The organism is Dactylosporangium sp. NPDC005572, assembly GCF_040605515.1.
In the GTDB taxonomy this organism is placed as follows: Bacteria; Actinomycetota; Actinomycetes; order Mycobacteriales; family Micromonosporaceae; genus Dactylosporangium.
Genome location: NZ_JBEXCY010000132.1, coordinates 17,724 through 31,518, shown reverse-complemented (window position 1 = coordinate 31,518; position 13,795 = coordinate 17,724). Strand labels below are relative to the sequence as shown.

Sequence of the window (13,795 nt, the reverse complement as noted above, 5' to 3'; positions counted from 1 at the left end):
GTCACCTTGTCGTACTGCATCCAGTCGCCGTCGGCGAGCCACCCGACGTTCTTGCGTGGCCGCGCGATGATCGGGGGGCACGCGCGAGATCGAGGGGACGGCCGCGCATGTTCGACTCCTTCGCCGGCCTGGCGACGACCCACACGCTGGCCCTGGTCGCCGGCTTCCTGCTCGGCGCCCTGGTCTTCCTCGGCGACGCCCGCCCGCGCGGCCCGGACCTCCCGACGTGCACCGACGTCACGGCCCGCCGGTGCCCCCTGCACGGCCGCTGCACCTGCACGACCGGCTCGGACGACCCGGACTGCCCCCTGCACGGCACCGGCAGCACCCACGGCACCACCTGAGGGACGTGGTGGGCGGCGATGCCCGGTCGCGCGGAAGATCCTGTCGGCCGATCGGGTAGGAACCGTGGCGAACGGGTAGCTTGACTGTGCACGGGCGGGGTTCTAGCGTCGCCTGCGACAACCGCATATCGCGCCGTTCGAGCCGTGGCGGGAGAGATCCCGGCACCCGCGGGGCGCCGAAGGAGCAACATCCCCTCCCCGGGAATCTCTCAGGCAACCGTACCGTCGTGGTCAGGCGACTCTGGAAAGTCAGGGCATCCGCGCCCTGCGCCCAAGGTGCAAACCGGCCCCCGGGGCGGTGAAGCTCTCAGGCACCCATGACAGAGCGGGGAGGCCCGGCGAAGGAGCCTCCGCATGGCGTTGAGTGTCTTTGATCTGTACAGCGTGGGCATCGGGCCCTCCTCGTCCCACACCGTCGGGCCGATGCGCGCCGCGGCCATGTTCGCGCGGCAGCTCGACCGGCCCGTCGCGCGGGTCAAGGCCGAGCTCTTCGGGTCGCTCGGGGCCACCGGGCACGGGCACGGGTCGGCCAAGGCCGTCATCCTCGGGCTGCAGGGGGAGGACCCCGCGACGGTCGACGTCGACGCCGAGTGGGTCACCGGGGAGCTGCGGCTGCCGAACGGGCAGCGCGTGCCGTTCGACCAGGACGGCGACCTCGTGCTGCATCGGCGGCGGTCGCTGCCGGAGCACCCCAACGGAATGATCTTCCGGGCCTGGGGGCCGGACGGGGAGCTGGTCGCCGAGCGCACCTACTTCTCCGTGGGCGGCGGGTTCGTCACCGGGCCGGCCGGGATCGTGCCCGACGCGACCGAGCTGCCGCACCCGTTCGGCACCGGGGCCGAGCTGCTGCGGGCCTGCCGGGAGACCGGGCTGCCGGTCAGCGGGGTGATGCGGGCCAACGAGCGGGCCTGGCGGACCGACGCGGAGGTCAGCGCCGGGCTGGGCGAGCTCTGGGACGTCATGCAGGCCTGCGTCGAGCGCGGCTGCCACCGGGAGGGTGTCCTGCCGGGCGGCCTGCGGGTGCCGCGCCGGGCGCCCGCGCTGTACCGCGACCTCAAGGCCGACGCCGAGAACCCCGACCCGCTGCGGGTCATGGACTGGGTGAACCTGTTCGCCCTGGCGGTCAACGAGGAGAACGCGGCCGGCGGCCGGATCGTCACGGCGCCGACCAACGGCGCGGCCGGCATCATCCCGGCGGTCCTGCACTACTACACCCGGTTCGTGCCGGGGGCGTCGGCCGACGGCGTCGAGCGGTTCCTGCTCACGGCCGCGGCGGTCGGCATCCTCATCAAGGGCGGCGCGTCGATCTCCGGCGCCGAGGTCGGCTGCCAGGGCGAGGTCGGCTCGGCCTGCGCGATGGCCGCGGCCGGCCTGTGCGAGGTCCTCGGCGGCACGCCCGAGCAGGTGGAGAACGCGGCCGAGATCGGCCTGGAGCACAACCTGGGCCTCACCTGCGACCCGGTCGGCGGCCTGGTGCAGATCCCCTGCATCGAGCGCAACGCCATCGCGAGCGTCAAGGCGATCAACGCCGCCCGCCTGGCCCGCAACGGTACCGGGGAACACAAGGTCACCCTCGACAAGGCGATCAGGACCATGCGCGAGACCGGGCGGGACATGTCGACGAAGTACAAGGAGACGGCGCGCGGCGGGCTCGCCGTGACCGTCATCGAGTGCTGACGGCGAACCCCTCCATCGCGGTCAGCATCCGCAGGACGTCGGCCTCGGCGACGTGCCAGGTGTCGAACTCGACGACGACGCCGGCGTCGTCGAGGTTGATCATGAGCTTCTCGTTGAAGAAACGCATCGGCTCCCGGGTGAGCGTGCGCGGCGCGTCCGCCACCACGGCGCCCGTGCGCCGGTCGTTGTAGAAGACGCCCAGCTCGACCGGCAGCGAGGCGAGCAGCCGGAGGCGCTCCACCGGGTCGTAGTAGGCCTGCTTCGAGGCGCTCATCGACGCCGTCCGGGCCCGCACCACCAACTCCTCCGGCGGGCAGCCCGCGGCGTCGAGCACGATCAGGCCGTTCTGGGTCAGCGGCGACACCACGTCGACCAGCCCGGGCCGGAACCGGTTGCCGATGATCGCCTCGGCCACGAGCGGGCCGCCGACGACGCCGTCCCACGCCGCCGCGAACGCCGCCAGCAGCACCCACGCCGGGTCGGCGGCCAGCCGGGCGGCAGTGGCGAGGGCGCCGTGGTACAGCGCCGGGGACTGCCGGACCAGCCGCAGGTACCGTGGCCCGCCCCGGTCGACCGGTGGCGGCAGGCGGCGCGCGGGGACGGCCCGCAGGTGCGTCTCCCAGTGCCGCATCGCCGCCGCCGTGTGGCGCCGGGCGGACGGCTCCTGCTGGCGCTCCCACACCTCGATCGGCGACACCACCGGCCCCTCGGCCCGGGTTGCCAGGTCCCGCATCATCACCTGTACCCCGCCGAGGTCCGCCGCCAGGTGCGACATGATGGCGACGACGTGCGTCGGGTCGCCGGACCGGCAGACCACGCCCATCCGCAGCCACCATTCGCGCTCGTGGTCGAACGGCTCGTCCCGCCAGCGGTCGGCCAGCCCCGCGGCGGCCGCCGCCGGGTCGTCGGGCACCTCGAGGACGTGCAGCACCGCCTCCCCGGCGCCGAAGGTCTCCTGCGTCCAGCCGCCGTCGGGGGAGGGGTGGAGGTAAGTGCGCATCGACGGGTGGCGAAGCGTGTGGTACCGCAGCTCAGCCGCGAAGTCGTCGACTGTGCGCCCGTCGACCACCGGCACGACGCCGCCGATCGGCAGTGACGAGCCGATCTCCCGCATCGCCGACCAGACCTGCTGCTGGCCCCAGGTCAACCCGCCCGCACCGCCGGCACAGCCGGCGAACGGGACCACGACGCGCTCCAGGATGCGCTCCACGGGACTGATCATACGACTTTGTTCACGACTTATATTGACGCGTGTATAAAGAACGATGTCCCCGGGTCCCACCGCCCAGCCCCGCACCCGAGGAGGCGCCGTGAGGCGAACCCTGACCGTGGCGCTCGTCGTCACAACATCCCTGCTCGCAGCCCAGGCACCGGCATCGGCCGGCGGACCCCGCCCCGCCCCCGCCGTCAGGGCCACCTACTCCGCCGTCGGCCAGCAGTGGCAGCCGCTGACCGGCATCACCAAGGACGGCCCGTCGGACGCGACGGTCGTGATCGACCCGAGCCAGGCCCGCCAGCGGTACAGCGGCATCGGCTTCTCCATCGACGAGACCAGCGTGTCGAACCTCTGGAAGCTCACGCCCGCCCAGCGTGAGGACGCGATCCGCCTGCTCGTCGACCCGCGCACGGGCGCCGGCCTGGACCGGTTCCGGCTCACCATCGGCAGCCCCGACCTGATCGAGCACCTGCCCTTCTGGTCCTACGACGACCTGCCCGCCGGCGTCGCCGAGGACTGGGACCTGCGGTACTTCTCGATCCAGCGCGACATCGACCTGCACATCGTCGACACGATCAAGCTGATCCAGAAGTACAACCCGAAGGCCACCTTCTTCGCCTCGGCGTGGAGCGCCCCGGCCTGGATGAAGACCAACAACAGGTTCCTCGGCGAGGTCGCCCTCAAGCCGGGCAGCACGACCGACCACTACCAGGTCGGCAAGCTGCGCGACGAGTGCATCGACGTCTTCGCCCGCTACTACGCGAAGTACGTCGAGGCCTACGCCCGCCACGGCATCCGGGTCGACGCGCTGACGCTGCTCAACGAGCCGGGCATGGACGTCGTGTACCCCGCGATGGACATCTCGGTCGCCCAGCAGCAGCGGCTGGCGGTCGCGATCAAGCGCCGGCTGCCGCAGGTCGACCTGTACATCCACGACTTCAACTTCTGGGACTGGCGCGACCCGAACAGCACCGAGACCAAGAACTATTACCGCGTGCTGGACGACCCGGCGGCCCGGCGGGCGGCCGACGCGATCGCCTTCCACCCGTACTGGGGCGACCCGACGGTCATGCGCGACGCCTACGAGCAGACCGGCAAGCCGGTACACATGACCGAGACCAGCGACCTCGACCCGGCGACGATCCTGAGCTACCTCCGGCTCGACGCGAGCTCGTACGTCATGTGGGCGCAGGCCACCGACCAGGACGGGGGCACGCTGCACTGGACGCCGGCGCGGGACAACAACGTCGACTGGGACCAGGTCGCGGCGACCACGAAATGGCCGGACCGCCTCGTGAAGGTCGACACGGCGAGCCGCACGTACACCGTCCGGGGCGAGCTCTACGCCATGGGGCAGTTCGCGCGGTACCTCGACCCGTCCTACACGCGCCTGCAGTCCAGCGCCACCGCCGACGGCGTGAGCAACGTGGCGTTCCGCGACCGCGACGGGCACTTCGTCGCCGTCGTCGGCAACGCCCGGGACACCGCGGCCCGGGTGCACGTCACGGTCGCCGGCGAGTCGTTCGTCGCCACGGTCCCGGCCCGCGCCTACGCGACCCTGCGCTGGACGCCGGACCTGCCGCGGGCCCACGGCAACCACGCGCCGCGGTTGGCGCCGGTGGGCGACGTGGTCGCCGACCAGTACGGCACGACCCAGGTGCGGCTCACCGCCACCGACCGGGACCGCGACCGGCTCGCGTATTACGCCACCGACCTGCCCGGCGGGGTGAGCCTCGACGGGACGACCGGCGTGGTCACGCTGCGGCCCACGGTCGCCGGCACCCAGGACCTGACGTTCACGGTGACCGACGGCGTGGCCAGCGACCGGGTCACGGTCCACGTGACCGTCCGGCCGCACGGGGCGCCGGTCGGCGCCGTCGTCGAGGCCGAGGCGTACACCGCCCAGCACGGCTGGACCGACGGCGGGGCCAACTTCATCGAGAACAACGCGAGCGCCAGCGGCGGGAAGAACGTCGGCTGGACCGCGCCGGGGAACTGGCTGCAGTACCGCGTCGACGTGGCCCAGGCTGGCACCTACGACCTGGAACTGCGGATGGCCACCGGCACCGGCGCCGTCGTGCCCGGCGCCGTGTCGTTCCGCGACGCCGCCGGCACGGTCCTGGCCACCGCGTCGGTGCCGGACACCGGCGGCTGGGGCAGCTACGGCTCCGTGCACGTCCCGGTGACGCTGGCCGCCGGGGATCAGATCGTCACGGTGTACTGCGAGACCGGCGGCTTCAACCTGGACTACTTCAGGCTGACGTAGGGCCGGGTGTCAATCCGGGCGGCGGGCGATCGCCACGACCGACTGCCCGAACGGCGGGCGCACGACGCGCTCCATGAGCCGGGTCACCGGGGCGACGGTGGTGTCGTAGAACTTCACCATCGGCCCGGGGCCCGGCAGCTGCCGCAGCAGGCAGGTCGACACGTAGTAGCCGATGAGGCCCAGCGAGTTGGCGTAGTGCAGCCGCTCGATCCGCAGATCGGCGGCGAGCAGCGCGGCCCGCATCGTCCTGCGGGTGTAGCGGCGCACGTGGCCGGTGGCGATGTCGGCCGGGCCCATCGCGAACGGGAACGCCGGCACCACGATCACCACGTAGCCGCCCGGTCGGACCATCGCCCGCATCGTGCGCAGCGCGCCGATGTCGTCCTCGATGTGCTCCAGCACGTTGTACGAGACCGCGGCGCTGTGGTCGGCGGCGTCGTCGCTCGGCAGCATCAGCTCGCGGACCGTGACGTCCCGGTTGGCGGCGAACCGCTCCTTGAGCGCCAGGATCCGGCCCGGGTCGGCCTCGGTCAGCGTCATGCGCGGCGCGTGCTCCAGCCACTCCGCCGCGTAGTCGCCGAGCCCGGCGCTGACCTCGATCGGGTGGTCGCCGAGATACGGGGTGGCGAACGCGACGAACCACTTGCGGTGGTTCTTGGCCATCGCCAGGCCCTCGAGGACCTCGGACTGCACGAGCTGATCGCCCAGAATCCCGGCGGTCGGAGGGCGCTCCGCGTTTCGCACGCCTGGCTCCTCGGTGGTCGCTTGGGGAAATGCCTGCGCGATCATGCTAGCCGCAGGTCGGCGTAGTTTATATCCATCGATGGTTGTGCACCAGGGTCGCCCCCTGTGGCCTGCGGCCCTCTAAGGTGTCAGCGTGAAAACAGGCGGAAAGATCCGCGACCTAGGTGCCGTGGCGAGCTATGTGCTGTTCGCCGTCATCATCCTGCAGCACCTCTGGGGCAACCCGCGCACCAGGATGCTCACGGACAACACCCAGGACCAGACCTTCTTCGAGTGGGTGCTCACCCACGCCGCCCGCGTGGTGACCCACGGCGAGTCGCCGATCTTCACCGACGAGCTGAACGCCCCCCTGGGCGTCAACCTCATGGCCAACACGTCGATCCTGGGCCTCGCCCTGCCGCTCAGCCCGGTCACGCTGCTGTTCGGCGCCGGCGTCACGTTCGCGATCGCCTGCACGCTCGCGCTCGCCGGGACCGCCTCCGCGTGGTACCTCTTCCTCTCCCGCGTGGTCGTGCAGTCCCGCGCCGCCGCGTACCTCGGCGGCCTGTTCTGCGGCTTCGCCCCCGCGATGATCTCCCAGATCACCGGCCACCCGAACATCGCCGGCCAGTACCTCATCCCGTTCGTGATCTGGGCCGTCTTCCGCCTCCGCGGCGGCTCGCCGGTGCGCCGCGGCCTGATCCTCGCCGCGCTCGTGGTCTACCAGTGCTTCATCAACGAGGAGATCCTCTTCCTCACCGCCTGCGCCCTGGGCGTGTTCCTGCTGGTGTACCTGCGCCCGCGGGAGATCCTCCCGGCGGCCCGCGCGGCGCTGCCGGCGCTGGGCGTCACCGCCGTCACCGCGGGCGTCCTGCTGGCCTATCCGCTCTATCACCAGTTCTTCGGGCCGCAGGCGTACCACGGGCTGCCCGAGTTCGTGCTGAAGATCAACACTGACCTGGCCTCGTTCACCGAGTTCAGCCGACGGTCGATCGTCGGCGACGTGGCCCGGATCGAGAACATGGGCGGCGCCACGGAGGAGAACAGCTTCTTCGGCTGGCCGCTCATGGGCCTGCTGGCCGCCGGGCTCGTGGTGCTGTTCCGCCACCGGGCGGCCCGCGCGCTGTACGCCACCGGGATCGTGTTCGCGGTCCTGTCCCTCGGCATCGTGGTGAAGTACCGCGGCGAGGAGACCTCGTGGCACGGCCCCTGGGAGTGGGTGCACAAGCTGCCGCTCTTCGACTCGGTGGTCCCGACCCGGCTGGCCCTGGTCGTCACGCCGGTGGTCGGTGCGGTCATCGCACTGATCGCCGACCGCCTGGTCGTCCAACCCGCCACCGCCGCCGCCACCGAAGCCGCCACCACCGGCACCGGCACCGCCGCCACCGCCGCCACCGGCACCGCCGCCACCACCGGCACCGGCATCGCCGCGGCCACCGGCACCACGGGCACCGCCACCGGCACCACGGGCACCGCCACCGGCACCGCCGAGGACGCCGCGAGCGACGCCGCCGACGCCGCTGACGCTGACGCCGACGCCGCTGACTCCGGTCTTTCCGCCTCCCGCCAGCCGGCCTCCCGCGCCCGCACCGCCAGCCCTTCCTTCTCCGCCTCCTCCGCCACCCACGCCGCTTCTGCCGTGCCGGACAAATCGGAAATGTCCGGTATGGGAGTGCCCGACGCGGGCGAAGGCGGTCCGGAGCGTCAGGAGCGGCGTGGGAGTGCTCCCGAGCCGGCGTCGATGCGGCGGTCGCCCATGGCGCCGATCCTGTGGGCCGTGGCCCTCGCCGTCGCCCTGGTGCCGCTCGTGCCGACCCCGCAGCCGGCCGACGAGCGCTCCCCCATCCCGGCGTTCTTCACCAGCGGCCAGTGGCAGGACCACATCCCGAAGGGCGGTACCGTGGTCGTGGTGCCGGGTGGCTGGTGGGAGAGCATCGACGCGATGCGGTACGCGACCGCCGCGAACCTCGACTTCAGCATCGCCGGCGGGTACTTCCTCGCCCCGGACCCGAACGACCCGGAGCAGCGGGCCATGTTCGGCCCCGCCCAGCCGGCGACCATGGGCCTGCTCGCCGGCGTCGCCAACGACGGCGCCGTGCCCCAGGTGACCCCGGAGCAGCAGGAGCAGGCCCGGGCCGACGCGCGGTACTGGAAGGCGACCACGATCGTGCTCGCCGACCAGCACGGCAACAGCGACGCCATCCGGCAGACCGTCGACCAGCTCTACGGCCCCGGGCAGCACGTCAACGACGTGTGGCTCTGGGACGTGCGCTGAGCCAGGCCCACACCAGCAGGGCGGGCGCCCAAGACGGGCGGCCCGCGGCGGGACGGATGTCACGCGGAGTAGGCCACCAGCCGCGGGGAGAGGTGGTACGGGCGGGGCCGGTCCGGGTCGGGCAGCGCGCGCAGCCGGGCGACGACCGGGACGACGACGTCGCGCCAGACGGTGTCGTCGACGCTCCAGAGGTACGACCAGAGCCGCTCTTCGATGGTCTTGGCGAACTCGTTCGGGGACTCCGCGAACGCCGTCGACGCCACCCAGGAGACGCCGGCCGGGCGCAGGTCGGCGGCGGCCGCGGCGCCGTCGAGGGCCGGCGCCGAGTCCGGCCGGTCGTCGCGCAGCGGGTTGAGCGGGGCCACCGCCGCGGTCAGGTCGTCGTCGTCCGGCAGGCGGCGCGGGATGCCGTGCACCGCGATCACCCGCCCGCCGGGCCGGACGACCCGGGCGGCCTCGGCGACCGCGCCGTAGACGTCGCCGATGGCGTGCAGCGAGGTCACGAAGACGACGTTGTCGACCGCCGCGGCGGTGAACGGCAGGGCCGTCGCGTCCGCCTGCACGACGGACGGCCCGAGCCGCTGCCGCGCGTGGCGGAGCATCCCGGCGGAGAGGTCGGCGCCGAAGACGGTGAAGCCGAGGGCCCGCAGCGCGGCGGAGACGACGCCGGTGCCGACGCCGACCTCCAGGACCGTGCCCGGCAGGAGCCACGGCTGGAGGTCGGCGGCGAGGATCACGCCCCGCTCGGCCCCGCCCCGCGAGTCGTCGTAGCGGTCGGCGATCCGGTCGAAGGATCGTGACGGACGCCCGTTCATGGCCGAACGTTATCGTCCCGCCCACCGCGGGCGCGACCGGTCAACCGGCCAGACCGGGTCAAGAGCCGGTGGGCCCCGAATCGGTCAGCTGGTGAACATTCCTGTCACGTTCACGAAGGTGCCGGTCATCCCGGCGGCGTGCGGCGAGGCCAGGAACGCGATCGTCTCGGCGATCTCCGGCAGGCGCGGCGAGCGGCGCAGCATCCGCATCTGGGCCAGGTTGGCCAGGATGCCCTCGACCGCGGCCGCGTCGATGGCCGGGTTGACCGCCGACAGCTTCTCCACGGTCAGCGTCTCCGGGACGCCGGCCACCCACACGCCGAGCACCCGCACGCCCTGCGGCCCGGCCTCCATGGCCAGGTTCCGCACGAACGTGTCGATCGCCGCGTCGGCCGGCCCCGTGCTGCCCATCATCGGGCTGCCCTGCGCCGACCCGCTGTTCAGCGCGACGATGACGCCGCCGCCCTGGGCCGCCATCCGCCGGGCGGCGGCCCGGGCGGTGATGAAGGTCGTGGTGGCGCCGTTCGTCACCGCGCGGGTGAAGTCGGCGACGCTCATGTCGACCAGCGGCGTGCCCTGCACGTCGCCGCGCGGGACGAGGTTGAGCGACACGTCGATCCGGCCGACGGTGTCGGCGTGCGCCTCGACGGCGGCCTCGTCGTACGCGTCGACGACCGCCACCTCGGCCTTCCCGCCGTCCGCGCGGATCGCCTCGGCGGCCGCCTCCAGGGTCTCCCGCGTCCGCCCGGTCAGGTGGACGAGGTCACCCTGGCGGGCGAACACCCCGGCCACGGCCGACCCGATGCTGCCCGCGGCCCCGTAGATCACGACGTTGCGCATGATGGTGTCTCCTCCGGCGTTCGGTTGGTGTACGCCGGGTGAAACGCCGCCCCGCGCGGGAACTCATCGGTCTGCGGGAAAGTCACCGGGAAGAAAGTTCAGGAGGTAGACGCCGGCGCCGCCCACCGCGCAGATCGTCGTGCCGTCGGGGTGCCAGGCGATGCCCTCGACCGGCCCGGCCAGCCGCAGGGCGCACACGCACCGGCCGGTCGCCACCTGCCAGATCCGGATCGTGCTGTCGTTGCCGGTGGTGGCCAGCAGCGTGCCGTCCGGGGCGAACGCCGCCTGGAACACGAACCCGGTGTGGCCGCTGAGCACCCGGTACGGTGTGCCGGTCGCGGTGTTCCAGAGCCGGACGACCTGCTCGTCGCAGGTGGCCAGCAGCGTCCCGTCGGGGGAGAACGGGCAGGCGCCGGCACCGCGGTCGTGCGGCAGCACCCAGCGCACCGCGCCGTCGCCGGTGCGCCACACCCGCACCGTCCGGTCGTCGCTCGACGTGGCCAGCAGCGTGCCGTCCGGGGAGTAGGCGCAGCCCCAGATCGGGCCGGTGTGGCCGGTGAGGCGGGCCAGCTCGGTGCCGGTACCGGTGCGCCACAGCCGCACGGCGCGGTCCCAGCCGGCGGTCGCCAGGGTCGTGCCGTCGGGGGAGAAGGCCAGGCAGGTGACCCGGTCGGTGTGGCCGGCGAGGGCGGCGTGCGGCGCGCCGTCGGCCTGCCAGACCCGCACCGCCCGGTCCCAGCCGGCCGCGGCGACGAGCCGGCCGTCGGGGGAGAAGGCGCAGCTGTCCATCCAGCTGCCGTCGCCGGTGAGCACGGCCAGCGGCGCGCGGTCGGCGACCCGCCAGAGCCGGACGGTGGCGTCGCCCTTGGCGACGGCGAGCGTGCCGCCGTCGGGGGAGAAGGCGCACCCCACGGCCCAGTCGGTGCTGCCGGTGAGCACGACGCGTTCGGTACCGCCGGAGAGCTCCCACAGCCGCGCCGTCCCGTCGACGCTGGTCGTGGCCAGCATCGCCCCGTCGCCGGAGAACGCGCACCCGAGGACCAGCCGCGCCGTGTGCCCCACCAGCCGGGTGCGCTCGGTCAGCGTCGCCACGTCGTACAGCCGGGCCGCGCGGTCCAGCCCGGCGGTGGCCAGCAGCGACCCGTCCGGCGAGAACGCGCAGCCGCAGGCGTGGCCGTCGACCACCCCGTAGCGGCTGCCGTCGGCGACCCGCCAGACCCGGGTGGTGAGGTCGTCGCTCGTCGAGGCGAGCAGCACGCCGTCGGGGGAGAACGCGACCTCGTGAACGGTGCCGCCGTGGCCGGTGAGCACGGCGTGGGCGGTGCCGGCGGCGACCCGCCAGAGCCGCACCGTCCCGTCGGCGGACGCGGTGGCCAGCAGCGTCCCGTCGGGGGAGAAGGCGCAGCCGTTGACCTCGTCGGTGTGGCCGGTCAGCACGCCCATCGGGGTCCCGTCGGCGGCGGCCCACAGCCGTACCGTGCCGTCGACCCCGGTCGAGGCGAGCAGCGTCCCGTCGGGGGAGAACGCGCACCGGGTGATCGCGCCGGCGTGCCCGCTCAGGTGCGGGCGCTGGGTGCCGTCGGCGACCCGCCACAGCCGCACGGTCCCGTCGTGGCCGGCGGTGGCCAGCAGGCCGCCGTCGGGGGAGAAGGCGCAGCCGTAGATCGGCGCGGTGTGCCCGATGAGCAGCGCCTGCTGGGTGCCGTCCGGCACCCGCCACAGCCGGATCGTGGCATCGTCGCCGGTCGTGGCCAGCAGCGTGCCGTCGGGCGAGAACGCGCAGTTGGTGACCGGGCCGACGTGCCCGGCCGGCTCGGTCGGCTGGGTCGGGTCGGGCAGGTCGGGCAGCGGCCAGATCGGCTCCAGGCGTGGCGTGGGCAGCGCGTCGCGGTAGCGGCGCACGACCTCCGCCAGCCCCGGGATGCCGTGCAGTCGGCTGGCCAGGGTCGCGGCGAGCGCCTCCGGCGGGTCGATCGGGCCGAGCAGGTGCGCGGCGTGGGCGAGGACCCGGCGCAGGGTGCGGCCGGTCGGCGTGCCGACGAGCGCGAGGTCGGGGTCGAGCGTGACGACCGAGTCGAAGCGGCGGGTCTTGGCCTCGACCCAGCGCGGGTCGCACACGAGCGCGGGCAGCTCGCCGACGCGGCCGGCGCCGTAGAGGTGGTACGGCAGGTACCGCCACAGGTAGCGGGCGTCGGCCGGCAGCCGCCACCACTCGCCCGGCGCCGGCACCAGCCCGGCCGCGCCGTCGACCAGCCGGGCGTGCACCGCCTCGAGCCGTGCGGGGTCGGCGTTGCGCAGGTGGGCGAGCATCACGTCGTGCAGGACCAGGCGGCGGCCGGGCGCGTCCAGCCGGTAGTCGCTCACCAGGCCCAGCCCGGCCAGCTCCTCGCACAGCGCCTCGACCCGGTTCGGCGGCCACAGCAGGGCCAGCACGTCCAGCGGGATCTCGACGTCCTCCGGGAAGACGGCGAGGTCGTGGTACCGCAGGCGGTCCTCCGGCCCGAGCAGGGCCAGACTGGCGTCGATGGTGGCGGCGACCGCCTGGCTGCGGTCGACCGGCCGGGCCGGGTCGAAGGCGGCCGGCCCCTCCGCCCGCAGCCGCCCGGCGATCTCGCGGGCCGCCTGCTGCGGCGACTGCCCGCGGCTGACCCGCCGCCGCAGCGCGCCGTTGACCAGGTTCAGCAGCAGCGGCCAGTGCCCGGCCAGCTCGGCCAGCCGGTCCGCGTCGCCGGCCGCCAGCCCGGGCAGCCCGCCGGCGACGAGCTGGCGGGCCTGGGTGCCGGACATCGCGTCGACCCGCACGCACGGCGCGCCGGCCGGCAGCAGGTCGGGGATGCGGGTGGTGACGAGCCGGGTGCACGCGCGCCCGCCGAAGCGAAAGGGGCGCAGCTGGGCCTCGTCCCACACGTCGTCGAGGACGAGCAGCACGGGGTCGCGTTCGTGCTCGTCGAGGATGCGCCCGAGCTCGGCGCCGGCGGCGTCGGGGTCGACGAGCGCGGGCCTTGACCCGGTGAGCACGAACGCCAGGTCGTTGATCCGCACCGCGAGGTCGGCGCCGCGCACCTCCTGGCCGATGGTGAGCCAGAGCAGGCCGCCGGGGAACCGCTCGCGGACCCGCGGCTGGTGGCTGACCCACGTGGCGAGCCGCGTCTTGCCGAACCCGCCGGCCCCGCGCAGTGCGGTGGTCAGTCCGACCTCGGCCGGTTCGTCGGCCCGTGCCGGCGCGGCCAGGACCTCGAGCAGCTCGGCGCCCAGCTCCGGGCGGGGCACCATGCGCTCCAGCGGCGGCGCCATCCACGGCCGCCGCTCCGGCACCGGCGGCGCCGCGGCGGCCGGGACCCGCCGCTGCTCGGTGAACACGAGCATCAGCCCGGCCGCGGTGATCGGCAGGGCCAGGATGTTCGCCCAGCCGGCCGCGGCGTTGACGTCGCCGGTGGTCGCGATCCACACCGGCGCCGCCACGCACACCAGCAGGACGGCGAAACCGACGAGCGACCAGCCGAGCCGTCCGGTCCGTGAGATTCGCACCGGTCCATCGTCGCGGAACCGGCGGCCCTCCCAGAAGTCTCCGGGGAGGGACTGCGAGGTACCGGCGGCTTCGGCCGTCCTTGCAGATACTGCGAAACGTGCTCCTGGCAT

At 73.8% G+C, this 13,795-nt stretch carries 9 protein-coding genes and 1 riboswitch; of the genes, 4 read left to right on the top strand and 5 right to left on the bottom strand.

Translation table 11 applies throughout. The annotated features are described in order from the left end of the window. The first annotated feature begins 107 nt into the window (after positions 1-107). Together ABZS66_RS41430 and ABZS66_RS41425 are read left to right on the top strand one after the other, a co-directional pair. Positions 108-344, top strand: coding sequence for a hypothetical protein (locus tag ABZS66_RS41430; RefSeq protein ID WP_354767715.1), 237 nt, complete (start codon positions 108-110; stop codon positions 342-344). A gap of 138 nt (positions 345-482) precedes the next feature. Continuing rightward, positions 483-579: riboswitch (glycine riboswitch) on the top strand. Between the two features lie 119 nt (positions 580-698). Continuing rightward, positions 699-2,021, top strand: coding sequence for an L-serine ammonia-lyase (locus ABZS66_RS41425; RefSeq protein WP_354767713.1), 1,323 nt, complete (start codon positions 699-701; stop codon positions 2,019-2,021). Here the strand turns inward: ABZS66_RS41425 and ABZS66_RS41420 are convergent. Then, a complete protein-coding gene (locus ABZS66_RS41420) occupies positions 2,008-3,231 on the bottom strand; it encodes a hypothetical protein (protein ID WP_354767711.1) in 1,224 nt (407 codons plus the stop codon). The genes ABZS66_RS41425 and ABZS66_RS41420 overlap by 14 nt on opposite strands. Before the next feature lie 100 nt (positions 3,232-3,331). Here ABZS66_RS41420 and ABZS66_RS41415 point away from each other — a divergent pair, with 100 nt between their 5' ends. Continuing rightward, positions 3,332-5,503 (top strand): carbohydrate-binding protein, encoded by a 2,172-nt coding sequence (locus ABZS66_RS41415; protein WP_354767709.1) that lies wholly within the window; start codon positions 3,332-3,334, stop codon positions 5,501-5,503. A 9-nt stretch (positions 5,504-5,512) separates the two neighbouring features. Here ABZS66_RS41415 and ABZS66_RS41410 read toward each other — a convergent pair whose 3' ends face one another. Beyond that, a complete protein-coding gene (locus tag ABZS66_RS41410; RefSeq protein WP_354767716.1) occupies positions 5,513-6,166 on the bottom strand; it encodes a methyltransferase in 654 nt (217 codons plus the stop codon). Between the two features lie 214 nt (positions 6,167-6,380). Here ABZS66_RS41410 and ABZS66_RS41405 point away from each other — a divergent pair, with 214 nt between their 5' ends. Next, the gene (locus tag ABZS66_RS41405) at positions 6,381-8,501 is read left to right on the top strand and encodes a hypothetical protein (protein ID WP_354767707.1); all 2,121 of its coding nucleotides are present in this window, start codon (positions 6,381-6,383) and stop codon (positions 8,499-8,501) included. Positions 8,502-8,560: 59 nt separating this feature from the next. Here the strand turns inward: ABZS66_RS41405 and ABZS66_RS41400 are convergent, their stop codons facing one another. The 3 genes from ABZS66_RS41400 to ABZS66_RS41390 form a co-directional block, all read right to left on the bottom strand. Further along, entirely contained in the window at positions 8,561-9,316 is a 756-nt protein-coding gene (locus ABZS66_RS41400) for a class I SAM-dependent methyltransferase (protein ID WP_354767706.1), read from the bottom strand. Positions 9,317-9,400: 84 nt separating this feature from the next. Beyond that, the gene (locus ABZS66_RS41395; protein WP_354767704.1) at positions 9,401-10,156 is read right to left on the bottom strand and encodes an SDR family oxidoreductase; all 756 of its coding nucleotides are present in this window, start codon (positions 10,154-10,156) and stop codon (positions 9,401-9,403) included. A gap of 63 nt (positions 10,157-10,219) precedes the next feature. Next, the gene (locus ABZS66_RS41390; protein ID WP_354767702.1) at positions 10,220-13,684 is read right to left on the bottom strand and encodes an NB-ARC domain-containing protein; all 3,465 of its coding nucleotides are present in this window, start codon (positions 13,682-13,684) and stop codon (positions 10,220-10,222) included. Between the last annotated feature and the right edge of the window lie 111 nt (positions 13,685-13,795).